Origin of the sequence: Opitutus sp. (assembly GCA_024998815.1) — a bacterium.
Taxonomy (GTDB): domain Bacteria; phylum Verrucomicrobiota; class Verrucomicrobiia; order Opitutales; family Opitutaceae; genus Rariglobus.
On the sequence record JACEUQ010000001.1, the window covers coordinates 378462 to 404037 of the forward strand.

Here is a 25576-nt window from a genome sequence, read left to right on the forward strand (position 1 = left end):
CGTTGCATGGCGGTGAATTAACCGATTTTGGACGCGATCAGTTCGGCGAGTTTATCCACGACTTGGGCGAGGTTGAGGTAGGTGCTGTCGATGTCGATCGCACCTGAGGCGAGCACCAACGGCGCGGTCTTGCGGGTGGCATCGAGACGGTCGCGTTCGGCCACGGCGTCGGCTCGGCCTTCAAGTTCACGGCGGCGCGCGCGCGCTTCCACGTCGGCATGTAGGAAAAAGCGCAGGTCGGCGTTGGGGAAAATCACCGAGCCGATGTCGCGTCCTTCCATGACCATGCCGCGAAACCCGTGGGCTCGGGCAACCTCCGCCTGGTTGCGCTGGTAGGCGAGGAGCGCGGCACGCACTTCGGGGATCGCCGCGAAATGCGAGACGGCCGCCGTCACCTCGGGACCGCGGATTTCCGCCTCGGGCACGACGCGGCCGCCCAGTTCCATGCGGGCGGCGCGGCCGTCGACTTGGGTTCCCAGGTGAAGCGAGGGCAGGAGCGCTTTGACCTCGTTGACTTGCTCGATGCGCAGGCCTTGGCGCAGCAGTTCGGCAGTGATGGCGCGGTAATAGGAGCCGGTGTCAACGTGGAGAAAGTTGAACCGCTCGCTGAGGGCGCGCGAGGTGGAGGATTTGCCGGAAGCGGCACCGCCATCAATGGCAACGATGAGAAAGTTAGACATCAGGCGACGAGGGGTTGAGGGCGCAGCGACTCAAGCAGGGCGAAGAAATGCGGGAAGGTTTTCACGCAGCAGGCGGGGTCTTTAATCGTGATCCAGCTCCGGCCGTCGCCGTGCAGATCGTGGCAGCCGAGGATGCCAAAACTCATGGCGAAACGGTGGTCGCCGTAGGTCTCGATTTCGACGCCGGTGCGCAGCGGTCGGGGCGTGATCGTGAGGCCGTCACCATCGGCATGTTCATCGACGTCTTGCCCGAGTTTTTGCAGTTCACGCACCATGCCGGCAACGCGGTCGGTTTCCTGTTTGCGCGAGTGGGCGATGCCGGTGATCCGGGTTGGCCCGGCGAGCAGCGGGGCAATCGCGGCAAGCGTGAGGAACGTGTCAGAGAACTCGTTGAAATCCTCGTCAACGCCTCGGCGGGGCGCACCGGATGTGAAGGCGACATCGAGTCCGCGCGGGGTCTTGTTGGCGGTCAGGCCAACGCTCTGGAGTACGTCAACAAAGCGGGTGTCGCCCTGCAATCCGGGGTGGAGGTTGCGCAACGTGAGTGCGCCCCCGGTGACGAGTGGCAGCGCGGCGTAGTAGCTGGCAGCGGTGGCGTCGGGCTCGATGGCGTAATCACCGGCATAGCTGTAAGGTTGCGTGGGGATTTTCCATGCCTGAGCATCGGCGTCAAAAGCGGCCGCGCCGCCGAACTGCTCGATCATGCACTTGGTCATCTGCACGAAGGGTTCGCGGACGTGGGTGGCTAGGCGGATGGACACGGGGGCTTTCGCCAACGGGGCGACCATCAACAGGCCGGAGAGCATCTGGCTGCTTTCGCTCGCATCGATGGCGACCACGCCCCCACGCAGGCCGTGGGCGTGGATTTCGATGGGGAAAAAACCTTCCTCGCCCGTGCAGCGAAGGTCGGCTCCGAGGTCGCGCAGCGCGTCGATGAGGCCCTTCATCGGACGTTTGCGCATCTGCGGGATGCCGTCGATGCGGTATACGCCACGCGGGGCGGCCGCGCAAAGGGCGGTCAGGAAGCGCGCCGCGGTACCGGCTAAACCGACGAACAGGTCCACCGGCGCGGGGTTTTGAAAGGCGTCGGCCTGACCGGAGACCTCGATCGCATCCAGTTTGGTCGAAGGGTTGACGGTGATGCCGAGGGCTCGCAGAGCCTCGATCATCAGGTGGGTGTCTTCGCTGAAAAGTGCGCCCGTGAGGTTAACAGGCCGTGGGCAGAGGGCTGCCAGCAGAAGGGCGCGGTTGGTCAGGCTTTTTGATCCGGGCAGGGTGACCTCGCCGCGTACAGGGCGGCTGAACGGCTGGATCGGGAGGAGTGCAGGAAGCGACGGCGACATGAAAAGAAGGTGGCGACGTTCACGCAAAGCGGCGGGACCGCCAAGTGGATTTTTAGCGAATCATGACTTTACGCGGGGTGCGCTTTACGTCTGTTGGCGTGGAAGCGTTCACGGGGGCGCTTCCTAACAGGCAGTGACATTTGAAGAGTCGGATCGAAAGGAGCGCGGTGCTTCAGCCCGCATTGGCGATTGTGAATGAAATACGATCAAGCCTGCGGGCTAAAGCACCGCACTACCTCGGAGCTCAATCCGATCCCGGCTGCGCGGCCGCAGCCGGATGATCCCTGCGCTTACTGGCCGTGGCAGTTCTTGAACTTCTTGCCGCTGCCGCACGGGCACGGGTCGTTGCGACCGGCTTTGGGCGTCTCGCGCCGGACTGTCACCTTGGGCAGCTCGATCTCTTTGGGCGCGGCCTCGGCTTGGCCGCCACCGCTGCTGGCGGTGGTGCTGATTTGCGGGGCATCGGCGGGGCCTTGTGCGTGCGCACTGCGGCTGAGCAGCGCCAACATGTTTTCAAACGCGTCGATGTTCGATGCGTTGCGGAACAGGCCAGTGCAGATCTGCAGCCGGATGTGCGTCATCATCTCCTCGAAATACTTGAACGCCTCGCCCTTGTAAGCCACGAGCGGGTCAGACTGGCCGTAGCTGCGCAGGCCGATCGCCCGGCGCAGCTCTTCCATCTCCGTCAGGTGTTCCTGCCAGTGGTGGTCGATCGCGTTGATGATCACATAGCGCTCCAGCGAGCCGAGCGCCTCGGGCACTTCGACCGACTCTTTAACCGCATAGGCTTTTTTCACCCGCTCCACCACGAGTTGGGTGAGCGCTTCGAGGTTACCACCGACGAGTTCCTCGGTCTTCAGGCCGATGGGGAAGGTGGCGTTGGCCCAGCCCACAAAACTGTCGAGGGCGCTTTGTGTGGGCGTGCCGCGTCCGGTCATGCCGGCGACTTCGAGGCGGCTGTCGATCTCCTCGGTGATTTGCTCAAGGATGATGTCCTTGGGGCGGTCGGCGTGAATGGCCGCGTTGCGGATGCCGTAAACCACTTCGCGCTGTTGGTTGAGCACGTCGTCGTATTGGAGCAGGCGTTTGCGCTGCGAGAAATTCTGCTGCTCGACCTTCTTCTGCGCGCTCTCGATCGAGCGGTTCAGCCACGGGTGCTCCAACTCCTCGCCGTCCTTCATCGAGCCTTCCATCAGGCGTGAGGCTAGATTGCCCTGCAGGAACAGGCGCATGAGGTTGTCCTCCAGCGAGAGGAAGAACTTGGTCAAACCGGGGTCGCCTTGACGCGAGCAGCGGCCGCGCAACTGGCGGTCAACACGACGCGATTCGTGGCGCTCGGTGCCGATCACATAGAGGCCGCCGACCTCGCGCACGCCCTCGCCCAGTTTGATGTCGGTGCCGCGGCCGGCCATGTTGGTGGCGATGGTCACGGCCCCGCGCTGGCCGGCGCGGGTGATGATCTCGGCCTCCTGCTCGTGGTACTTGGCGTTGAGCACGGTGTGGATAACACCGGCGCGTTTGAGCAGGCGCGAGAGCACCTCGGAGGACTCAACCGAGACCGTGCCGACCAGCACCGGTTGCCCGCGCTTGTTGGCGCTCTCGATCTCGGCGACCACGGCGTTGAACTTGTCGCGGCGAGTCTTGAAAATGGAGTCGTTGCGGTCGATGCGGATGCAGGGCTGGTTGGTCGGAATGACCTGCACCGACAGGTTGTAAATGTCGTTGAACTCCAGCGCCTCGGTCTCGGCAGTGCCGGTCATACCGGCGAGCTTATCGTAAAGGCGGAAGTAGTTCTGGATCGTGATGGTCGCGTAGGTACGCGTCTCGCGCTCGATGTTCACGTTCTCCTTGGCCTCGACGGCCTGGTGCAGACCCTCGGACCAGCGGCGGCCGGGCATGACGCGGCCTGTGTTCTCGTCGACGATCATGACCTTGCCCTCGGCGACCACGTACTCGACGTCGCGCTCATAAAGTGAATACGCGCGCAGCAGCTGCGAGATGGCATGGATCTCCTCGGAGATTTCCGCGTAACGGTTTTGCGACTTCGCCTTGATCTCCTCGCGCTCTTCGGGCGTGAGGTTCGTGCGGCGCTCCAGCTCGCTGAACTCGGTGGCGAGGTCGGGAAGCATGAAGGCGTCGGGGTTGTCGGGGCGCAGGCGGGTGCGGCCCATTTCGCTCAAATCGGCCTGGTGCTGGCGCTCGTCGATCGAGAAGTAGAGCTCCTCCTTGAGCGCGTAGAGCTCGGTCTTCTGGAAGTCGCTGTTCATCTCGGTCTCGGTCTTGTCGAGCAGCTTGCGCCACTCGGGTGTCTCCATCAGGCGCAGCAACTGCTTGTTCTTGGGGTGGCCGATTTTGACCTGCAGGAGTTTGATGGCCGCGGCATGGCGCTCGGCCGGGGTGACGTCGGGCTTTTCGAGCACCGCCTTGGCGTCGTTGGCCATGCGGTTGACCAAGCGGATCTGGTCGTTGACCAGCGAGTCGATCGTGGGCTTGAGGCGGGAAAACGGCTGTTCGCGCTCGATCGGAGCAGGGCCGGAAATGATCAACGGAGTGCGGGCTTCGTCGACCAGAATGGAGTCGATTTCGTCGACGATACAGAACCAGTGGTCGCGCTGAACCTGGTCCTCTTTGCGCGTGGCCATGCCGTTGTCACGCAGGTAATCGAAACCGAATTCCGAGGCCGTGCCGTAGGTGATGTCGCGGCCGTACATCTCGCGACGCAGGTCGGAAGGCATCTGTTGTTGGATACAACCGGTGGTCAGGCCCAGGAAGCTGAACAGGTGGCTCATCCACTCGGAGTCGCGGCGGGCGAGGTAGTCGTTGACCGTGACCAGCTGGGTGTTGCGGCCGATAAGGGCGTTAAGATAAAGGGGCAGCGTGGAAACAAGGGTTTTGCCCTCGCCGGTGGCCATTTCGGAGATCTTGCCACAGTGGATCGCGTAACCACCGATCAACTGCACGTCGAAGTGAACCATGTTCCAGGTCAGCTCGTGGCCGCAGACCAAGGCGCGGGTGCCGACGAGGCGCCGGGCGGCGTTTTTGACCGTCGCAAACGCCTCGGGAAGGATCTGGTCGAGGGTCTCGCCGCCCTTCAAGCGGGCGCGGAACTCGTCGGTTTTGGCGCGCAGCTGATCGTCGGTCAACGACTGGTAGGCGAGCTCATGCTCGTTGATACGCGTGACGATGGGACGAGCCTTTTCGAGGAACTTGCGATAATGACGACCAGCAAAGCGCTTGAAGAGAAAGGAGAGCATGAATGGGCGGGACCGTAGGGTGGAAACCGAGCTTGGCAAACGACAAAGTGCACAAGTTGGGTGACGATTTAACCCCATGGTAAACGGCTGCAGCGCCTACTTGCCACGGTGCCGGTTTCGCGTTTGAACCTGCGCCCTATGTCGAATCCCGAAGCAAAACTCGCCGAACTTGGTTTGAAACTGCCCGCCACCGCCGCCGCCGCCGGCAATTACGTGCCCACGGTGCGCTCGGGTAACGTGCTGTACTGCTCCGGGACCATCTCGATTGCGGACGGTAAAATGACCCACGAGGGCCAGGTCGGCAAAGAGCAGACCGTTGCCACCGCCTATGAATCGGCGCGCGTTTGCACCCTGAACACGTTGGCCAACATCAAAGCCGCGGTGGGTTCCCTCGATCAAGTGGCGCGCGTGATCATGGTCAACGGCTTCGTCAATGCGGTGAGCGGTTTTGCGGACAGCCCGGCGGTGATTAACGGTGCCAGCGATCTGCTCGTCGGGGTGTTTGGCGATGCCGGAAAACACGCCCGCGCCGCAGTCGCCGTGGCGGGCCTGCCGCGCAATTCGACCGTCGAAGTGCAGGTGATCGTCGAGCTCAAGAGCTGACGCGCGGAAACGGGGGAGGCATCCCTGAGCTCACGCTCAGGGCCACAGGCCGACGGGCCACACGCCGGCCGACCAATCCCCCGTGGCCTTGAGCGTGAGCTCAAGGTCTGGCGCTGTTCCAGGGCGCCCTTACCACCGATTCCCTCTCTCGCGCTCTCTCTACCCCCGATTCAAAAATCTCACCAGGAGAGCACCCAGTATTCGTCCTGGCTCACCTTTTGAGCCGCGGCGGCGGGGATCCAGCGTTCCTCAAAGCGCGGCCCCCACGAGTCCGACACGGCGATTTCCTTGGTTGCTCGGTTGTAACCGATGATCAGGCAGGCGTGGGCCGTCGTCGGGTCGGCGTAAAGTTTGTCGATCTCACGCGCGGTGGGCGTGGGCTTCCATTTGGCGGGATCGCCGGCGTTTTTGCGGGCGGCGCTGTTTTCGTTGGCCATCGTGTTGTAGTCTGCGGTGGAACAAAGCCCCCAAATGATTGGCCTGCCCTCGTCGATTAAACGCGCCACCGCCGCGACGTTCAGCTGGATCGAGACCCGTTCGAGTCCGCGCCCCTGTCGGCTCACGTAGTTGGCGGCGCCTTGAACCATCTCATGGAAACTCGTGCCGCCGCCAAAATCATTGCCGCCGCACGCAGCCAGCTCGTACATGTCGGCCGGGATGCCAGCGTAACGCAGGTAACGCTCAAAGGTGGCTGGCACGCAGTAGCCTTTGGGCCCCTGATCCACCATAGGAAGCTGGTCGATCACGACGTCGCCCCCGGCGCGGCGGGCAACGCGCTCCTTGAGCAAACGGCGCACCTGGTCGTCGCCCAGCCGGGCTGTGGCCGTCTTGCCCGCTGGCATGATTTTTAACAACACCATTTGGCCTGGGTCCTGGCTGACGAGCAGCGCCAGCCCGTGCCATTCCCAGCGCAGAGAAAGCCGGCCGGAATCGAGCCCGCCGAACAGCGCGCGTTCGCGTTTGGGCTCGCCCAGCTTTGCGGTGAGCCCCTTGGTCAGGGCGGTGAAGTCGCTTTTGAGCGTTTTCTCAAACGCCTTGAGTTCGGCCGCCGTCGGCTGGCTGCGGTCGTTGACACAGTGTTGGAAGCCAGGGAAATCGCCGCGATTGGCGAACTGTAACAGGATCGAGGTGACGCGTCCCTCGGCCGCCTGCAGCGAGATCATCAACGCCTTAGCACCCAGAACCTCACGTCCGGGTTGAGGGTAGGCCCGAAAACCCTCGAAATGGGCATTCTTGCCCTCGACGGCCAGTTTCAGTCGGTGCGCAACGTCCGAGGGGCTGTCGTCCCAAAGCGTTTCGTCGGCCAGCAAGGGCAGCCCCAGGAAGGTGTTAAACGCGTTAAAATCTACGCCCGTCGTGGCCTCACCGGAGGGTGGCAGGGGCGCAGTCGGTTTCTCGGCGCGTTGGGGTGCAGCCGAAGGAGCTGGCAATGAGGCCGGCGCCGACGCGCTGGCCTGCTGGGCGACGTAGGCCAGATCCTCGGACGAGAGTTGGGCGCGTGAAAGCGAGAGCGTGCGCCCGTCGGGACGGCGCACGTTGACCTCCGTGGGCGTTGCGCTGACCAGGTCGGCGTCAAGTGTGCGGCCCAGGGTGTCGGTCCAGGTGCGGGCATGACCAGCGGTGGTGCAAAGCAACCCAATGCAGGCGAGGAGGATGAGGTGGGGCAGGGCGGCTAACATAAGATGGGGCGTAAGCTAGGCACGGCCTTTGGCCGAAGGAAATACTCAACCTGCAACTGGTTCTCTGCTGTAAGCCGGCGAGGGTGGGTTTAGGCGCTCCGTCTAACACTGGTTATGCCCCATAGAAAACTTCCTCAATCCGGGCTAATCTAACCCGACGCTGATCGGTCGAGGTGTGGTTTGGTGCAACAAACCGTGTTGCCGCTTAATTTATACCGCCATTGGGCCCGAGCCTCAGCCGCTCCTCGTCACCCGCAACCCAAGCTCCCACCCCAACCCCCCGAACGCCAAAAAGATTATGAAAACCCCGCTACGCCTCATCCTTGTCTCGCTTGTACTCAGCGCTCTTACCTCCGTGGCCTATGCCGGTCCCGGTCCCCAACACTGGGAGAACCAGCGTCGTGCCGCACAGTTCAGGCAGCTTAAGCCCGGCGACAAACTGAACTACGTTTGCACCCAGTGCAAAACCGTCTCCGAGGTCCCCATTACCTCAAAAGAACAGGCTATGGAAATGTGCAAGGAGGGTGCCATGGTCACCTGCCCTTCTTGTCATATGAAAGCCAAGGCGACGGGGAAGCCTGGCAAGTCGGGGGACACTGCCGCCGAGCCTGAGGTTGTTTATGTCAACGAGAAGGGCGAGGAGTGTGGCTTCTTCGTTAAAGCAAATAATAAAAAGTAGGCTCCATTCGTTTCATCCTGATAATTCAGATGTTATCGGCGGGTAGCCCCCGGTCGATTGGCCACAAAAACCACAAAATAACACAAAATCGAAGGCCCCGATCCATTTAACCGCGAAGGCTCGCGCAGGTGCGCGAGGGAGAACGCTATTACTTGTTAATCAACTGGATTTATCCACTTCGCGTGTCTCTGGTAGGCAGTAATATTTAGTCGCCCCTGAATAATTCATAAGCTGATGACTAATATTAACTTGAGGTTTTTATTGTGCTCCTGTTTTCCTGGCTAAGTCTAGACACACCAACAAAAACAGGGGAAATCGATGAAGCCAAAAGCCACCGTCCACCAAGCGCAGCGGGAACTGTTCCGAACCGAGTTGGAGGGTTTGGTGGATGCGGGCCATGCCCTAGTGATGTCGTAAGGGATGCGGTAGGGCTTAAAGTACCGTTAATGCGTTGGGTTTGGGGCTTCCAGCCAAAGAAGCGACGAGAGCGTACCACGAATGACCCGCACCTCCCGAGGACTGATACCATTTCGCGATCAAAGAAATACAAACGAACCATTTTAACCACTAATGAACACTAATTTCCACTAATAAAAACAAGGGATTCGTCGCTTCTTGATTAGTGTATCTTGTTGTTCATTAGTGGTTAAGAATCCGGTTGTTTTAAGGTTGGGTGATGGGTCGCTACTGACGTGATCACGGTAGTGGTCGGGTTTTAATGCGTATGAATGCAAAATGGTATGATACCATTTCTCATTCATACGCATAAAAACTTGGTAACAGTTCAGACTCACCGCACCAGCAACCAAGCAGCCAAACATCAAGCAGCGGAATTTTTAACCACTTATGAACGGGTATATGCTAATTCAGAAGCATCGATTCCATGGTTTTATTAGCGGCATACCCGTTCATTAGCGGTTAACTCTAATGCCTGTAAGGCATGGCCCGGATAAATCTCGGGATAAGCAAGTTGCGCTATAATATTAATATACGAACAAAGGAATCGAGTACACTGTGAGCGGCGAGCGGGAAAGCGTCTATTTCTGGCGGTTAGGAATGCACTTCTTCTTCGGTGGATCTTCTTCCCCTTAAAAAGAGTAATACTCTTCTTCCGTGGGTGGGTTTTCTTCCCTGTCCGGCTGGGGATATGAGGGGTGCGAATGGGTGGAGATTGAACCGGCGGGACGCTTGGCGGATGCACAGCGATGCATCCAACCGGTTCACGCAAGTGTTTGCACTGTGTCGATTTCTTTCTGCCCGACGCGCATAACCGCGAGCGTCAGCGCTACTGCGGGAAGCCGGGATGCCGACGGGCGAGCCGGGCGGCCAGTCAGGCCAAATGGTTGGCGAAGCCGGAGAACCTCGACCACTGGAAAGGCCCAGAAAATGTCCAACGGGTGCAGGAGTGGCGGAAGGCCAATCCGGGGTACTCAAGGCGGAGGGGGCCGCGACGGCGGGTGGCGTTACAAGACATCCCAACTACGCAATCCGTTGTGCACCAGCCTAAAGCCGAGCCGGTCGCCGAGGTGGCGTTACCGAATCCCTGCGTGCCGTTACAAGACAGATGGGAGTCGCAAAACCCTGTGCTCGTGGGGCTTATCGCGCAGTTCGCCGGAGTGACGTTACAAGAGGACCTCGAACCCATGCTGCGACACCTGCAATCCCGGGGGCGGGTGATCCTGGGCATCGACGTCCAGCCGCCCGATTATGCAAAAACAACCGATCGATCGCGAACAACTCCGGCGCACGCCGGCCCAGTTTAGCTGGCTGGACCACCGGCTGGTGCGGGGCAATTACCTGGGGCGGGCCAGTGCCCCCGCCTGGGGCCTCTATCTGGTCCTGGTCACCGTGGGCGACGCCGACGGGCTGAGTTACTACGCCACGCGCACCCTGGCCCGGCTGCTCACGCTCAGCGAGGACGGCCTGGTCGAGGCGCGCCGGCAGTTAATCGAGGCCGGGGTGATCGCCTACGCCGCGCCACTTTACCAGGTGCTCTCCTTGGACCGGGGCAGGCCAACGCACACGCTGGCGGCAACGCCGCCGCCGAGCCGGGAGGTGGGCGCGTGATCGATTACGAACTGTATTGCCGGATAAAACAGGCGGAGGCGGCCGGTCACAGTGCGCCGCAAATCGCCCGCTCGCTCCAGTTGCACGTGCAGACGGTGAGGCGCTGGCAGGCGCAGGAAAAGTACGTGCGCAGCCAGGCCGCGCAGGTGCCTAGGCCAAGCAAGCTCGACGTGCACAAGCCGGCGATCGCGCGCTGGCTGGAGGCCCATCCGTTCACCGCCATGCAGCTCTGGCAAAAGGTGCGCGAGCGGGGGTACACGGGCGGGTATTCAATTTTGAAAGACTACGTGCGGCGGGTGCGGCCGAGGAACCTGGAGGCGTTTCTTACCCTCAAGTTTGCCCCCGGCCAGACCGCGCAGGTGGACTGGGGCAGTTTTGGCGCGGTGGAGGTGGACGGCACCCGGCGGGCTTTAAGTTTTTTCGTCATGGTTTTGGGGTACAGCCGGTTCCTGCATGTGGAATTTACCCTCGGGCAGGGCCAGGAGTGGTGGCTGGGCTGTCACCGGCGCGCCTTTGAAAAACTCGGCGGGGTGCCGCGCGAGGTGATGGTGGACAACTGCAAGACGGCCGTCCTCTCGCATGTGCCCGGGACCGACCCGGTGTACAACGCCCAGTACCTGGACTTTGCCCGGCACTACGGGTTTACGATAAAAGCGTGCGGGCCGGGGCATCCGCAGTCCAAGGGCATGGTGGAAAACGCGGTGGGTTACGTGAAAAAAAGCTTCCTTGGCGGGCGGCAGATGAACGGGTTTACCGAGCTGGGGCCGGCCGCCAGCTTGTGGCTGGAAACGGTGGCCAACGTGCGCGTTCACGCTGAAACCCAGGGCCGGCCGGTGGACCGGCTGCCCGAGGAGCGCGCTGCGCTCCTGCCGCTTAACCCGGTGGCCAGTCCGGCGGTGCGCACCTTAAGCGTGCGGGCGTCGCGGCGGTGCCGGGTGAGTATCGAAACGAACCGCTACTCGGTGCCCACGAAGTTTGCCGGGGCGCTACTCACCGCGCAGATCGAGGGGGCGCAGGTGAGGTTTTATGCGGACCGCACCCTGGTGGCCGAGCATGCCCGCAGTTTTGCCCGCCGCGCCGATGTGGAAAACCCCGAGCATGTGCGCGAACTCGAGGAGCGCAAACGGCAGGGGGCGCGGCAGCGCCTGCGGCTACGGTTTTTGGAACTGAGCCCGGCGGCACCCGCCTACCAACGGGGGCTGGAGGAGCGCCGGCTCAACGCGGGACACCACCTGGCGACTATCGTGGGTTTGGTGGCCCTGTATGGAACGGAGGCAGTCGGCCGGGCGATCGAAAGCGCCCATGAACTCGGCGCCTACTCCAGCGATTACATCCTCAACTTGCTCGAACAACGCGCGCGGGCCTTGCCGCAAGCCGGGCCGATCCACCTCACCCGCGCCGACGCGTTGGCCGCACTGGAACTCGAACTGCGTCCCCCGGATTTAAGCCCCTATACCCAATGAAAACAGAACCCGAAAAAACCGATTTATTAAAAGATCAACTCAAGTACCTGAAACTCGGTTACCTGCTGCGCCACCACGGCGAACTCACGGCCGAGGCGGCCAAGGCGCGCTGTTCGCACGCCGAATTTTTACGCCGACTGGTGCAGGCCGAGACCCAGGACCGCCAGATCCGGGCGCTGGAGCGGCGCATCCAGGCAGCGCGCTTCCCGGTCAAGAAAACCGTCGACCAGTTCCAGTGGGACTGGCCCAAGGAGTTGAACGAAGCGCAGGTGCGGCACCTCTTCGAACTGGGCTTTGTCAAGGAGCGCACCAACGCGGTGTTTTGCGGTGGTGTGGGGCTTGGGAAGACACATCTCGCGAGCGCGTTGGGCTACGCGGCGTGCCAGGCGGGCTACACGGTGCTGTTTACGACGGCGGTGGACGCGATCAACGCTTTGGTCACCGCCCAGTCCCTGCACCGGTTGCAAGCCGAGTTGAAGCGTTACATGACCCCTGCGGTGCTCGTGCTCGATGAGGTCGGCTACCTGCCGCTCGACAAGTCGGGGGCCGACCTGCTCTTCCAGATCGTCAGCCAACGCTACGAACGCGGCTCGCTGATCGTCACCACCAACAAGGCCTACAAACACTGGGCAGGGATCTTTAACAACGACGCTGGCATCACCGCGGCGATCCTGGACCGCCTACTGCACCGGGCCCAGACCGTCGTCATCGAGGGCAAATCCTACCGCATGAAAGACCGCCTGGCCGACGAACCTGCAAGCTGACCGGGCCTGATGATCGGCCCCTGGCGGGGCCGGTCATCGGCTTTTACGACAGGTGATTTTGTAACCGCCAGAAATAGACGGTGTTCGCGCCGCCGCTCACAAGTACACCGAACCGAAACGCCCCCGAGTCCCTGACGAAAGAGAACGAGTAAGAGAACGAGAACGATTCAATCCCCGTCCACCGATCGGCACGTCAGCGGCATCGCTGAATTCCGTATCGTTCTCGTTCTCTTAATCTTACTCGTTCTCGATCCGACGCCGATTGCTCGAGGTAGAGCATGCCTTAACGGCATTGCGGTTAACTCGGTTCGTTTGTATTTATTTGAGTGAGAAATGGACTGAGTTCGATCCGTTTTAACCACTGATGATCACTGATAATCACTGATGTCGGACACTAAAACCAAGCCCCTCCGAAATAGTTTTTTATGCCAGTTTTCGACGCCCCTACGCCCCGGGCAGAGTCTTCTTGATTTTATCAGTGAATATCAGTGCCCTAAAGGGGTTAAAAATCGGGGATCTGAGAGTAATGTTTTACCACCAGCGCCTAATTGGTACTTTAGCTTCTTCCTGATCCCTAAGGTGCCTTTTTCAGGGCCGACTAATTCTCGATCAAAGTGAGAGCCATTAACGCGGACGGGGCATACGTTTAGTAGGTAGTATGGGAGAGACGACCTCCGTGTCGTCCGTACCGAACCAGCCCACACGGAGGTGGGCCCTCCCTCGATCATCGGTATACAATCTTCCGCAAAAACCTATTTGGATTCGCCCCTTTTTGCCCGCTTTCTGGCAATCCCCCCCCCCCCCCCGAGCCTGGCTCCGGCCTATTAATTCGACCGGAAACCCAGTGCGTCCAGTTCACTCAGCAGGAAGGGCGCGCTCGCCAGCACTTCCTGGAGTTTATGCAGCGCCTCGGCACGGCTGGACACCTCGCAGGACGCGGCGCCATCGTCGGCATCGTGCAGGTGAATCGACCAATGTCCGGCGTGCGCATCGCCCGTGAGTTCCTGTAGCGAGCCATACACGTAATTGCCGGTTAAGCCGGGGTGGGGGCCGGCACCGGGCACCATCAACAGGCTGTGGATCGGGTCGCGCACCACTTCGACGCCCTGCTTGGTGCGGTGATGCAGTCGCCGTGCGACGACGATTGAACGAGCCGCCTCGGCCTTTTCGAGCAACGCGGCCGGCAGTGACTGTTCGTAGCGGTTAAAAACACTCGTGTCCGTTTCCAGTTCGGACTCATCGACCTTGCCCGCCAAGAAGGCTTCGAGGTTATGTGCGTAAAATACCGGCAGGCTCGCCAGCGAGCGCACGGTGACGAGGCCACCCTTGTGGTCGGCCGAGGCGTAAACCTGGTGCGAGGCCCGCAGGCGCTTGAGCGCATCTTGATAAGCCGGGGTATGGGGTACTGCGCCCACCGGGCTCAGCTCAATCTTGTCGAGCACCGCCTGATCAAACTGGGCATGAGGGTCTTGGGACATAGGTGGAGTGATAAGCCTTCTTTTCTATAAAACGAGGTCGTTTAATTATTGGTGGCAAATAAGTAAGGGGATCTGATGCGGGGTATCACGTTTCGTGCAGTCCGGTTTGAATTCACTTTCACGGTGGGCGTAACGAAATCGGTTCATTGGGGGGAGCTGATAGCTTTGGGTAAAACACCTTGAGCTCACGCTCAAGGCCACGAGGAGTGTGTTCGCGAAGCGTTAAGCGTGTGTGTTCGCTAAGCGTGTGTCCCTGAGCGTGAGCTCAAGGATGCCGTAAGCATCAACTTGATCGTTAAGTAGCATGATATGGGGGCTGCGCGGCCGCGCTCAATTGACCTGTCGCCAGCGGGCTTTGTAGGCGGCGACTTGGTGGGCATAAACCGCAGTCGGAAGCACCTGCGGATCCCACAGCAGAAGGCTCAACGCACTCAGGGCGTGGTTGCGTGGGTGGCGCCAGCGGTCGCTGCGCAACAGGGCCCGCGGCCCTGCCAGTTTTAGGTTCACCAACAGATTGCGCGCGGGCCGCGTTTCGGGGCATTTGTCATGCGGGCTCAGGGCGTAGTCGCGGGCCGAGCCAAAGGGCTGCCCAAGCCGCCTTTGCTCCTGCCATAGCCAGACATTTAGGCCCAGTTCCACGATGGCGGTGTGGCGTGACTGGAGCTCGTCGCGTGAGGCGAGACTTCGCTCGGGGTGGAGCTTGAACAGCACCCCATTGACGTGGTGGTTGCGCACTTTTTCCATCCATGCGGGGGCCGGTTCGGGGGCGAGTTGCTTCAGGCGGCGGTGGCGCTCCGGGCAGCTCCAGTGGTACCGGCCGTGGGAAGCAAGCAGGGCGTCACCGAAGGCGAGCTCGGCCTTGGCCAGGTTGCGCTGCACGTAATCGGCGTCGTAGGCGGTGAATTCCGCGCGCCGCAGCCGTTCCTGCGCGAAGAGCAGCCCGGAGCAGCGGTTCATCAACAACCGGGTTGATTCGGCCGGCGGAATGTCTTCGGGATTGCGGTGGTGTTCGAGTCCTTCGACCAGCGCCGGGTCGCCTAAAAGCAGCCGGTGGCCCATCATCAGGTCGTAGGTGAACATGCTCACGGGCGCGCTGCGCAGCGTCGCCAGCGAGGTGATTTTGAATTCGATATCGACGCCTGCGCGCGGGGTAAGGATCTCACCGAGCACCTCAAGGGCGAGCCGGTGGCGCTGCTCGTTGAGGTGGCGGTTGCCGCGCAAGCACACGTAGAACTCCATGTCGTTGTACGGCCGGTCGCCTTTTTCGGTGTGCAGGACCCCGCCCTCGCCTCGTCCGTAGCCTCCGCCGAGCAAAATGGCCTCGATGCGCGGCTCGGGAATAAGCCCGCGTAGGCCCGCGAGAATCAAAGCGCAGGTGGTGGCCAAATGCGCCTCAAGGTGGTCGTCGCCGTCGAGCGTGAAGCGTGTGGTGCGTCCGTCGGGGCCGGTCGTGCCGGAAGATACGGGCAACGCGCGGGAATGGTCCGAGAACCACGGGTCGGGGAATGCGATCATACCAACGCCTTTCCGGTATGCATGGCCGCACCGGCTTTGCCTCCGTCGGCTTTGCCCCGTCGCTGCGCCCAGCGAATGCGGCAGCCCTGGGGCCATTCGTGCAGGCGGCGTGTTTGCAGACAAAAGCCGAGGTCGCGCCGCACGTCGTTGAGCCAGGCCAGCTCCGGTGCCCCCAGCCAGATGAGATTCTGCGGGCGAGCCGCGCCCATGGCATAGAGCGCCCACGCCTCGCCAAAGCAGCGTTTGTAGGCTTGGCGCGGCGAGTAGTTGTGCGAGTGCATCACCACCGAATCGGCACAATACACGACGCGGTGCCCCTGGCTGCGGCACCACCGCGTGTATTCGTCGTCCTCGGAGTATTGCAACGCTTCGACAAAACCGCGCTGCGCCCAAATGTCCCGGCGGATGCCGCTACTCACCATACTGAAAAAGTTGTCCCACCCCGCCGATTCGCGGCGAATGCCAAACGCGCGCTCATAGTCGGCGGCGAACACCGCCTGGCATTCGGGGCGCGCGATTTGACGGCTAAAAACCGCCGCCGTGTGCGGGTCGCGCAGGGAGGCGACCAGCGGCCGCAGCCACTGGCGGCCCTGCGGGGTGGCGTCGGCGTTAAGAAAAATGGCAACCTCGTTGCGGGCCAAGCGCATGCCCGTATTGAGCACCCGCCCGGGCTGGTATTCGTGCGGCAAAATTTGGATGAAATGCCGCGGGGCGGCTTGGCGGATCAACTCGACCGAGCCGTCCGTGGAGCCGGAATCGATCACGATCAGTTCCCAGTTGGTGTAGTCCTGGGCGCGCAGGGCGGCCAGCGTATCGCGCAGGGCCCAGGCCTCGTTGAACGAGCGCAGGATGATGCTGATGGGCATGTCACTCATGAGAGCAGGCTAAAGCAGTTTCAGTGCTGCGACCATGGGGTTGAGCCCGAGTGCGCACCTAGGCGCTTACCCACTACTCGGCGCGCACCCCGGCGGGCATACTCGCTGGGTCAGGTCGCGCGGCTCGCGCGCCTGGCGCTCCAGCCATGGATACCAAACATTTAATCGCGGCGGCCTTGATCTTCATTTTCACCGGCATGGGCGTGCTGGCGGCGAGTTGTTCGCAGCGCCTGCGCGACCTTATGTTTTTTATGCTGGTTGCAGGCACCTCCGTGGCCGAGCGCATGAGTGTTAACTTTTGGAGTCAGGACAACTACCGCGGCACGTCGCGGGGGCTGGAGGTGTCGGGCATCGATTTGCTCGCCGTGAGTGTGCTGGTGGCCTGCGTGCTGCTGCCCCGCGCGGGCCAGCGGCGCTGGTTTTGGCCCGCCGGACTGACGGCGATGGGGTGTTTTGGCGCCTACTGTTTGGGCTCGGTTCTGCTTTCCCAGCCGAAACTCTTCGGCGCCTTCGAGCTGTGGAAACTGCTGCGCGGGCTGGTGTTTTTCCTCGCGACGGCCCTGTACGTGCGATCACCCCGTGAGCTCAAGATTTTGGTTTTCGGGCTGGTTTGCGCGGTGGGGTTCGAGGCTCTCATTGCCTATCGGCAACGCCTGTTTGAGGGCATGGTTCGGGCGCAAGGCCACCTCAACCACCCCAATAGTCTTTCGATGTACCTGTGTCTGATTGGGCCCGTGCTGGTGGCTGGGGCGGCTGCGGTTGGGTTTCCCCAGTGGTTGCGCCGGGCCTGTTTGATCGCGGTGGTGATGACCGCCGGCGCCATGATCCTCACGCTTTCGCGCACGGGGGTGGTATCCTTTGCCTTGGTTGTACTGGCGGCGACGGCTTTCTGCGTCCCGTGGCGGCTCACCTTTAAAAAAGTGGCGGTCGGTTGCACGGTTTTGGCTATGGTTGCCCTGGTGCTGGTTTCCTCCTGGCAGCCCCTGATGGCGCGTTTCAACGAGTCCACCCTGAGCGAGGAATACCTGGAGAGCGGCGAAGGCCGCGGCATTTACCTGCGCTGGGCTGGTATGATCGTCGCCGATCACGGGTGGGGCATCGGGCTGAACAACTGGTCTTATTGGGTGAGTAAGGTTTATGGCGCGAGGGAGGGGCTTAACTATGAGGACTACGATGCGTCCCGGAATCTCGTGGATCGCACCGAACGCTTCCCTGGCTATTACGCCGCCCCAGCGCACAACCTAGGTGCGCTGCTGCTCGGTGAATTGGGTGTGTTAGGCTTGTTGCTGTTTACACTGCTCTGGCTGCGCTGGTTCCAGGTGGGCGCGGGGTTTTTGTGGCGGGGCTCGACCGATCCGATGCAGCTGCTGGGCGTTGGCGTTTTTTTCGGCTTCTGCGGGGTTTTCCTTCAAAGCCTGACCGAGTGGACCTACCGCCATTCGCCCATTTTTATCACCTTCCATATTTTGGCTGGAGCGCTGGCTGGGCTGCATTATTATTGGCAAACCCAAAAAAAGGCGGCGCGCGTCGAGTCCTCGACGCGGTGGGCCGAGCCTGAAATTCCGGAACGGTTTGGCCCCGCAGTGGTGGGCGTGGAGGTGAGGTCGTCATGAACATTGCACACGTGTTGCGGAAGTATAACCCGGCCGAATGGGGCGGGACTGAAACGGCGCTCCACCGGTTGTGCGAAGGCCTGCACCAGGGCGGAGTCCGCTCGCTTGTTTACAGCCCGAGTTTGCCCGCCCCGGTTCATTCCCCTGCGCCCGTCCAAGACCCTTTGGCCGAGGTCGGGTGTGAGATGCGACGTTTCGATGCCTGTGTGCCGATCTGGGGGCTAGCCGAGGAAAAGCGCCGCCAGATGGTCGCCGTCGGAGGCAATCTGATGTCGTTCGGGTTGATCAGCAGCTTGTGGCGGGAGCCGGGTTTATCGGTCATCCACGCCCACACCATGGGGAGGATCGGTTCCATCGGCCGGCTTGTCGCGCGGCGGCGGCGGCTGCCTTTTGTGTTCACCACCCACGGCGGCGTCTATGACCTGCCGCCTGCGCTGAAGGCTCAAATGAACGCGCCGATCACTGAGGGGCTGGAGTGGGGGAAAGTCTGCGGGCTGTTGCTGGGCAGCCGCGGTTTGTTGGACGCCGCAGACGCGATCATCACGTGCAACGGACGCGAGGCCGAATTGATGCACCGTAAGCACCCCAGTCGGCGCGTGGTGGTGCAACCCCATGGCGTCTCGGCGCGTATCTACGAGGCTGACCAGCGTGGGGCGGCGCGCGCGGCCTTTCCACGCATCATCGGACGCAGTGTGCTGCTCTCGCTGGGGCGAATCGACCCGGTCAAAAACCAATCTTGGCTGATTGAGCAACTGCACGCCTTGATACGCCGTCATCCGCGCCTGCTGCTGGTTTTGGCCGGTTCGGTCACGGACGATGCCTATGCGGCGGAGCTGGAACGTGAGATCGTCCGGCACGGGCTAGGTTGGCATGTCGTGTTGACCGGCGGGATCCCGCCGGGTGACCCGCGACTGGTCGGCTTGCTGCAGGAGGCGCGGGCTGTGGTGCTTCCGTCCGTCTCCGAAACCTTCGGGTTGGTCATCCTAGAGGCGTGGGCGGCGAACACGGCGGTTATTTCCAGCCGTACCTCGGGAGCGACCTGCCTCATTGAGGACGGCAAAACGGGTGTGCTGTTTGATTTGGATCATCCGGAAGGATTTCACAGCGGCATAGACCACCTGTGGTTTGATCGGGATTGGGCCGGGCGTTTGGCCTCCGCCGGACGGCAGCGGGTGTGGGCCGATTTTGATACACGGGTTTTGGCCGAACGGATGCGCCGGCTCTACGAAACCCTCATCGAGGAAAAGTCATGCACTACGTGATCCTTCGCGATGATGACACGAATGCGCTGACGCCGGTCAACCGCCTCGAAAAGCTGTACCGCCCGTTCCTTGACCGCGGGCTACCGGTGAACCTGGCGGTGATCCCCGAGGTGCGTCTGGATGCACGACGCCCCGACGGCGGGATCGAGGGGTTTTTGCCCGGCGGCCATCGGCCAAGCGCGGGAACGCGCCGGATGGAGGAGAATCCGACTCTGGTGGCCTACCTGCGCGCCAATTCCGGTTATCACGTGGCCCAGCACGGGTGTTTTCACGACTGCTTTGAGTTTGATCGTGTCGGCCAGAAGGCCGCGACGCACCTCATGGAGCGAGGTGCCCGTCGGCTGCATGAGGCGGGGTTTGAGCGCCCGCACGCCTTTGTTGCGCCGCACGACCGGTTTTCGCGCTCCGGCTTGGCGGCCGCGGCGCGGCGCTTTGAGGTGGTTTCAACCGGGTGGTTTGAATTGGGGCGGCAACCCCTGGCCTGGTGGCCGCATTATTCATGGAAGAAGGCCCGCCGTGCCCCGCATTGGCAGGTCGGCAGGACGACCTTGCTTTCCCATCCCGGTTGCCTGCTTTCGCGCGCCCGCGCCCCGGAGACGATATTGCCGGCGATTCGCCGTCAGGTCGAAGGGCAGCGTTTAACCGTCTTGGTGACGCACTGGTGGGAGTATTTCGACGCCGGCCAGCCGGTGTCCGCCTTCGTCGATGTGCTCCATGAAACGGCCGATTACCTGGCGAATACCCCGAATTTACGGGTGATTTCGTTTGGCGAGTTGGCGAGGGGCGGCGCCCCGCTGAGTTGAATTCATACCTAGTAACAAACGATCAAAACCGAATGGCACTTAGTTAGGCACGACTGCCCCAATGGGGCTTTCTACCACAGCCTAGGGCAACGCCCTAGGAATCATGGGTTAAAGTGCACAAGCCCTGAAGGGGCGATCTAATCAGGGCGGACGATAACACCCCTTAACTAAGTGCCATTCCGATCAACTCCAAATCGTTTTATGCCTCTGAAAAAAACATTAAAACTAAGGCCGGTAAGGTCCCGTCATAGTGCTGCCTGCCGAAAGTAGCGCAGGCTTCCAGCCTGCATCGTATCTCGAGGCAGACTGGAAGTCTGCGCTACTTCCGTCCACGCAGTCGCAACTGGGTCTCCGCCAGGAGCGCGTAGTCGGAGCTGATCAGCGGTTGGGGGCACAGGGGAACGGGCGCTGAGGCGGCGGGAGGCTAAGGTAATGCACGACTCTAAAATAACTTAACTTATGCGCGCACTTTTCGCTCTTTGTCTCTCGTTTCTGCAGGCACTGTGTTCGTTGCGTTTCGGTGGCGATTCGCCGCCAGAGGGGACGGAGGACGCGCCGGTTTGGCATCACATTCCGGTGGTCGATGTGGCCCGCCTTCTTGATGTAAACCCGGCCCAGGGCCTGCCGGTCGAAGAGGTTCGCCGGCGGCAGGGGCGTTTTGGCCTCAATCAGGTTCGCGTGCGCCGGGCGAAGTCGCGGTTGAGCACGTTAATCGACCAGTTTAACCAGCCGCTCATTTACGTGCTGCTGGTGGCGGTCGGGCTCACTGCTTACATGGGGGAAACGACTGACTCGGTTGTTATTTTCGGGGTGGTGCTGGTTAACGCGGTGGTCGGCTATATTCAGGAGGCGAATGCCGGTAAAGCCATCGAGGCGCTGGCCCGCATGGTGATCACCGAGGCGACGGTGCGCCGCGACGGGCACCGGCAACGGGTGCCCTCGGTCGAACTCGTGCCCGGTGATGTGGTGCTCTTGCAGCCCGGCGACCGCGTGCCGGCTGATCTGCGTTTGCTGCATGTGCGCAATCTCCACGTCGACGAATCCGCTCTCACCGGCGAATCGCTGCCGGTGGCCAAACACCCGGACCCGCTCGATCACGCGACGATTCTAGCCGAGCGCAAAAACCTGGCCTACGCCGGCACGCTGGTCTCCAGCGGCCAAGCCGAATGCGTGGTGTGGGCCATCGGTGACCAGACCGAAACCGGCAAGATCGCACAACTGATCTCCGAAACCGTCGAGTTATCCACCCCGTTGACTCGTAAAATCGCGCAGTTTAACCGCGTGGCTTTGCTCGGGATTCTGGGGTTGGCCGCGGTGATGATTGGGGTGGGGTTGATGCGCGGCGACAAGCCCTCGGCGCTGTTCATGCCTGCTGTGGCGTTTGCGGTTGGGGCAATTCCCGAGGGGCTGCCGGCGGCTGTAACTATCGTGTTGGCCATCGGGGTGTCGCGGATGGCTCGCCGAAAGGTGATCATTCGCAAACTGCCCGCAGTCGAAACCCTCGGTAGCACCACGGTGATTTGCTCGGATAAAACCGGAACGCTCACCGAGAACCAGATGACGGTGCGCGATATTTTTGCCGGCGGTAAATCCTATGAGGTCACCGGCACTGGTTATGAGACGAAGGGCGAACTGCGCTGGGACGGTGGCGCGCTGGAGTTGGGCCACCATTCCGCGCTCGCCGAGTGCCTGCTCGCCGGGGTGCTCTGCAACGATTCGCAAATCGTGGTCGATGGCGCCGAACTGCGCGTTCAAGGCGATCCCACCGAGGCCGCCTTGCTCGTCGCCGGTGCAAAGGGGGGCTTGGTGCATGCCGACGTTCATCGCGTTTCCCCGCTCATCGACACGATTCCCTTTGAGTCGGGGCACATGTTTCGCGCCACCCTGCATCAGGCTCGCGTCGGGCGGATGATCTACAAAGTCGGGGCGCTCGAACGTTTGCTGGAGCGCTGCACCGATGCGCTTGGCGATAACGACACGCGGGTCGCGTTGGACCGCCCCGCCGTTCATCACGCCGCCGAGGCGATGGCTGCCCGGGGCTTGCGGGTGGTCGCGCTGGCCCGCCGAGCTGTGGGGGGCGATCACGCCCGACTGGAGCACGCTCATGTGGCCGCCGGGATGACCTTTCTGGGGTTGCAGGGCATGATGGATCCGCCACGTGCCGCGGCCATCGCCGCCGTGCGCCAATGCCAGCGCGCCGGCATCGCCGTTAAAATGATCACCGGCGATCACCTGGTCACCGCCCGTGCGATCGCCGAGCAGATCGGGCTGACGGGGCGCGTCGAGCACGGCTGTTTGGTGGCGTTGACGGGCGGGGAACTGGCGCAGATTCCCGACGATGCGTTGCCTGCCGTCGCGGAGCGCACCGCCGTTTTTGCGCGCGTGGACCCGGCGCAAAAACTCCGCCTCGTAAAAGCGCTGCAGGCGCGGGGCCACGTGGTTGCGATGACCGGCGATGGGGTCAACGACGCGCCCGCCCTCAAGCAGGCCGACATCGGCGTGGCCATGGGGATCACCGGCACCGATGTGGCGAAGGGGGCGGCGGCGATGATTTTGTTGGATGACAACTTTGCCTCCATCGCCGCCGCCGTGGAGGAGGGGCGCGGGGTGTTTGATAATTTAACCAAGTTCATCGTCTGGACGCTGCCGACCAACGTGGGCGAAAGCATGGTGTTACTCGTGGCAATGCTGGCCGGCACCACCCTGCCAGCCCTGCCCGTGCAGTTTCTTTGGGTTAACCTGATGACCGCGATTCTGCTCGGGCTGATGCTGGTGTTTGAGCCCAAGGAGCCCGACCTGATGGATCGCCCGCCACGGGACCCCCGGCAGCCCTTGTTTACGCGGGAATTGCTTCAGCGCACGGCGCTGGTTGCGGGGATTATGGTGGTCGGGGCTTTTTGGCTTTTTCGCCTGGAGTTGCGAGGCGTCGGGGCCTCGGAAGCGGTCGCGCGCACGGTGGTGGTCAATGTCATCGTTTTGGTGGAGGTCGCGTATTTGTTTAGCTGCCGGTCGCTGCACCGTTCGGTTTTTTCGATCGGCTGGTTCACCAACCGTTGGGCGGTGCTGGGCTCGGTGGCGATGATCGGTGCGCAAGTGTTGTTCACCTACGCGCCGATCATGAACCGGCTGTTTCACACCGCGCCGATCACGGCGGTTTCGTGGCTGCGCATCGTGGCGGTCGCCGTCGTGGCGCTGGCGGCCGTGGAAATTGAAAAGGCGCTCCGCTTCGGGTGGGCCCGCCGCAGGGCCGCGAAGTAGCGCGTGTGCTTCAGCTCGCCGCCGTGGCGCGCTCGCCCGCCCGCCCGCCTCCATGAGCTCACGCTCAGGGCCACGAGTCCTGTGTAGCTTGGCGCCGTGCGTGAGCTCAGGGAGATTCCCTAGACCAAGTTTCCTAACCCCCCCCCCCGTGAAAATCAGTTCGCGGTCCAAAATCAAGATGCGGCCCAGTGATCGAGGGGCATTTTTGCCTGCTTGCGCAATTTGATTTATGCACTACGTTTTCAAACGTGAATTTCGAATGGAGTGAAGCCAAAGCAGCTAAAAACCTCGCCAAGCACGGCGTGAGTTTTGGTGAGGCTACGCTGGTTTTCTCCGATCCCAATCGGCTCACGGTGCAGGATTGCCGCCATGACTCTGAGGTGCGGCATAATACCACGGGCTCGGTGGCCGGCGTGATTTTTCTGACTGTCACCCACACCGACCGAGCAGGAGTTACCCGCATCATCTCCGCCCGCAGAGCCAGCCGCCAGGAACGAAACGCCTACCATGCCAATGACTAAAACCACCCTCACTGAACAGATCGCCCAGCCGCTCAGCACCAAGCGACTTGCGGAACTTGCCGCGCTCGCCGCCCGACCCGACTCCGATATCGACTTTTCCGATCAAGCGGAGATCACGCCCGAGAAAATCGCGGCAGGAGACTATAAAGTCGTTCGCCGTGGAGGGGCCCGCCGGGGGGCTGGTCGCAAGCCCACCGGTAAGCTGACCAAGCAGGTACGGCTCTCGGCTGCCACCATTCGCAAGCTCCGCAGCTTCCAGAAGCGCAAGGGGCTGGCCTCGTTCTCCGATGCCGTGACTGCTGCGGCGGAGTTGGTTTAAGGTGCAATGCGGTTACGTCCTAGGGCCGAACTGCCGGGGAATAGGTCTTCTATATTCGGAAAAGGAGGGCCAATCCGCATGGAACGTAGCGCGCGTGCTTGAGCCCTCCGCCGGGGCTTAAATCACCGGCGGGTGCTCGATCGCCGCATCGGGCAGTTCGTTGCGATCGTCGTGACGGCGCGGAAAGTAGCGGCTGAGCAGTTCGCCGGCTTTGGCCACTGCGGCGACAATGCCGTCGGTGTAGGCTTCGCGGCGGAAATCCGCCGCCAGCGCGTCGGCCAGGGCCTGCCAGAAGGCCTCACCGCATTTTTCGTGAATGCCGGTGTCACCGTAAAAGGCGAAGGTGCGCGAGCGCGGCGCCACCAGTAGAAGGATGGCGTTGCGTTGGCGGGTGCGGTGCATCTCCAGGCGGGCGAACTCCCGGGTGGCCGTTGCCAGCGGGTCTTCGGTTTTGCCCGGGTGGATAACCACGCGCAGTTCGCCCGAGGTGAGCAACTCCGCGGCGGCGATGGCTTGCTCAATCCGGGAGTGGTCGAGCGCAGAGAGGAAGGTGGTGGTGAACATGGTTGTTTTTGGAATCGTTTCTTCGCTTACCATTTGCCGCTGGCTCCGCCGCCGCCAAACGAGCCGCCACCGCCGGAAAAGCCGCCTCCGCCTGACGATGAACCCCCGCCGCCCCAGGAGCCTCCATCGCCACTTCCACCGCCACCCCACGGCAGGTTGTCATAACGCGAGCGACGCCGACTGTTTTGATTTAGGTAGGTGTAGCCTTTGCGTAGCCGCGACAGGAGCAGCAGGAGCGGAATTCCTATCCAAAGGAGGGTCATCAGGTCGGATCCGCTGACGCCGGCTTTTCCCTTTTTGGAATCGGCCGCGGTTTTGCCGGTGCCGCGGTATTCGCCAGTGGTGGCGGCGATCATCGCGTTGACGGCGGCCTCCAGCGCGTCGGCGGGGCGGCCGGCGCGCAGCAGGGGTTTTAACTCGTTTTCAATGATCGCGTGGCTCACCGCGTCGGTCAGCCGGCCCTCTAGGCCGTAGCCGACTTCGATGCGCAGGGTGCGGTCGGCGACGAAGACAAAGAGCACCGCGCCGTTGTCGCGTTTTTTTTGGCCGACGCCCCAAGCCTGGGCGGTGCGTACAGTGTAGTCTTCCAGCGCGGCGCCGGCGGGCAGGCGAGGGAAGATGGCGACCACCAGTTGGGTGGAAGAATCGCGTTCGAACTGGGCGAGGCGGGCATCGAGGGCGCGGGCGCGCGCAGGCGGGATGTAGCCGGCGTAGTCGTTAAAATACGCGCTCGGGGCCGGCGGCAGCGCCACGGCGGCGGCTTGCAGGCTCGGCGAAAATCCTGCGAGCCCCGCGAACACCGCGAGAATCACCAGAACCGGGCCGAGGCGGCCGAC

Annotated in this window: 20 protein-coding genes; 11 read left to right on the forward strand and 9 right to left on the reverse strand. The window is 62.0% G+C overall.

What is annotated here, in order from left to right; translation table 11 throughout:
- Nucleotides 1–17: 17 nt before the first annotated feature.
- The 3 genes from cmk to secA form a co-directional block, all read right to left on the reverse strand.
- The gene (gene cmk, locus H2170_01550) at nt 18–680 is read right to left on the reverse strand and encodes a (d)CMP kinase (protein MCS6298776.1); all 663 of its coding nucleotides are present in this window, start codon (nt 678–680) and stop codon (nt 18–20) included.
- Complete coding sequence (gene aroA / locus H2170_01555) at nt 680–2023, reverse strand: 3-phosphoshikimate 1-carboxyvinyltransferase (GenBank protein ID MCS6298777.1); 1344 nt, start codon at nt 2021–2023, stop codon at nt 680–682. Before aroA ends, cmk begins: the two co-directional genes overlap by 1 nt.
- Before the next feature lie 290 nt (nt 2024–2313).
- Entirely contained in the window at nt 2314–5277 is a 2964-nt protein-coding gene (gene secA / locus H2170_01560; protein ID MCS6298778.1) for a preprotein translocase subunit SecA, read from the reverse strand.
- 138 nt (nt 5278–5415) lie between these two features.
- Between secA and H2170_01565 the strand changes: the two genes are divergently transcribed.
- A complete protein-coding gene (locus tag H2170_01565; protein ID MCS6298779.1) occupies nt 5416–5880 on the forward strand; it encodes a RidA family protein in 465 nt (154 codons plus the stop codon).
- 179 nt (nt 5881–6059) lie between these two features.
- On the opposite strand, the gene H2170_01570 is transcribed toward H2170_01565, so the two are convergent.
- Nucleotides 6060–7559 carry a hypothetical protein gene (locus H2170_01570; protein MCS6298780.1) on the reverse strand — a complete coding sequence of 500 codons (1500 nt, stop codon included), beginning with the start codon at nt 7557–7559 and terminating at the stop codon, nt 6060–6062.
- 298 nt (nt 7560–7857) lie between these two features.
- Here H2170_01570 and H2170_01575 point away from each other — a divergent pair, with 298 nt between their 5' ends.
- From H2170_01575 to H2170_01590, 4 genes are all read left to right on the forward strand, one after another.
- On the forward strand, nt 7858–8238 hold the full coding sequence (locus H2170_01575) for a hypothetical protein (protein MCS6298781.1): 381 nt from the start codon (nt 7858–7860) through the stop codon (nt 8236–8238).
- A 1707-nt stretch (nt 8239–9945) separates the two neighbouring features.
- Nucleotides 9946–10305, forward strand: a complete 360-nt coding sequence (locus tag H2170_01580) for a hypothetical protein (GenBank protein ID MCS6298782.1) — start codon at nt 9946–9948, stop codon at nt 10303–10305.
- Nucleotides 10302–11768 (forward strand): IS21 family transposase, encoded by a 1467-nt coding sequence (locus H2170_01585; GenBank protein ID MCS6298783.1) that lies wholly within the window; start codon nt 10302–10304, stop codon nt 11766–11768. The genes H2170_01580 and H2170_01585 overlap by 4 nt, the downstream gene beginning before the upstream one ends.
- Nucleotides 11765–12532 carry an ATP-binding protein gene (locus H2170_01590; protein ID MCS6298784.1) on the forward strand — a complete coding sequence of 256 codons (768 nt, stop codon included), beginning with the start codon at nt 11765–11767 and terminating at the stop codon, nt 12530–12532. The genes H2170_01585 and H2170_01590 overlap by 4 nt, the downstream gene beginning before the upstream one ends.
- Nucleotides 12533–13356: 824 nt before the next feature.
- On the opposite strand, the gene H2170_01595 is transcribed toward H2170_01590, so the two are convergent.
- From H2170_01595 to H2170_01605, 3 genes are all read right to left on the reverse strand, one after another.
- Nucleotides 13357–14010: a hypothetical protein gene (locus tag H2170_01595; GenBank protein MCS6298785.1), complete on the reverse strand. Its 654-nt coding sequence runs from the start codon at nt 14008–14010 to the stop codon at nt 13357–13359.
- A 330-nt stretch (nt 14011–14340) separates the two neighbouring features.
- Nucleotides 14341–15525 carry a hypothetical protein gene (locus H2170_01600; GenBank protein ID MCS6298786.1) on the reverse strand — a complete coding sequence of 395 codons (1185 nt, stop codon included), beginning with the start codon at nt 15523–15525 and terminating at the stop codon, nt 14341–14343.
- The gene (locus H2170_01605) at nt 15522–16400 is read right to left on the reverse strand and encodes a glycosyltransferase family 2 protein (protein ID MCS6298787.1); all 879 of its coding nucleotides are present in this window, start codon (nt 16398–16400) and stop codon (nt 15522–15524) included. The genes H2170_01600 and H2170_01605 overlap by 4 nt, the downstream gene beginning before the upstream one ends.
- A 146-nt stretch (nt 16401–16546) precedes the next feature.
- On the opposite strand from H2170_01605, the gene H2170_01610 reads away from it, so the two are divergent.
- The 6 genes from H2170_01610 to H2170_01635 all read left to right on the forward strand — a co-directional run bounded on the left by H2170_01610 (nt 16547) and on the right by H2170_01635 (nt 24176).
- Nucleotides 16547–18013 carry an O-antigen ligase family protein gene (locus tag H2170_01610; protein ID MCS6298788.1) on the forward strand — a complete coding sequence of 489 codons (1467 nt, stop codon included), beginning with the start codon at nt 16547–16549 and terminating at the stop codon, nt 18011–18013.
- A complete protein-coding gene (locus tag H2170_01615; protein ID MCS6298789.1) occupies nt 18010–19275 on the forward strand; it encodes a glycosyltransferase family 4 protein in 1266 nt (421 codons plus the stop codon). The genes H2170_01610 and H2170_01615 overlap by 4 nt, the downstream gene beginning before the upstream one ends.
- Nucleotides 19263–20078: a DUF2334 domain-containing protein gene (locus H2170_01620; protein ID MCS6298790.1), complete on the forward strand. Its 816-nt coding sequence runs from the start codon at nt 19263–19265 to the stop codon at nt 20076–20078. The genes H2170_01615 and H2170_01620 overlap by 13 nt, the downstream gene beginning before the upstream one ends.
- A 459-nt stretch (nt 20079–20537) precedes the next feature.
- Entirely contained in the window at nt 20538–23336 is a 2799-nt protein-coding gene (locus tag H2170_01625) for an HAD-IC family P-type ATPase (GenBank protein MCS6298791.1), read from the forward strand.
- Nucleotides 23337–23584: 248 nt separating this feature from the next.
- Nucleotides 23585–23857 carry a BrnT family toxin gene (locus H2170_01630; protein ID MCS6298792.1) on the forward strand — a complete coding sequence of 91 codons (273 nt, stop codon included), beginning with the start codon at nt 23585–23587 and terminating at the stop codon, nt 23855–23857.
- A complete protein-coding gene (locus H2170_01635) occupies nt 23850–24176 on the forward strand; it encodes a hypothetical protein (protein ID MCS6298793.1) in 327 nt (108 codons plus the stop codon). The genes H2170_01630 and H2170_01635 overlap by 8 nt, the downstream gene beginning before the upstream one ends.
- 117 nt (nt 24177–24293) lie before the next feature.
- Here H2170_01635 and H2170_01640 read toward each other — a convergent pair whose 3' ends face one another.
- Both H2170_01640 and H2170_01645 read right to left on the reverse strand, forming a co-directional pair.
- The gene (locus tag H2170_01640; GenBank protein MCS6298794.1) at nt 24294–24740 is read right to left on the reverse strand and encodes a TPM domain-containing protein; all 447 of its coding nucleotides are present in this window, start codon (nt 24738–24740) and stop codon (nt 24294–24296) included.
- Between the two features lie 26 nt (nt 24741–24766).
- Nucleotides 24767–25555: a TPM domain-containing protein gene (locus tag H2170_01645; protein ID MCS6298795.1), complete on the reverse strand. Its 789-nt coding sequence runs from the start codon at nt 25553–25555 to the stop codon at nt 24767–24769.
- Nucleotides 25556–25576 lie beyond the last annotated feature (21 nt).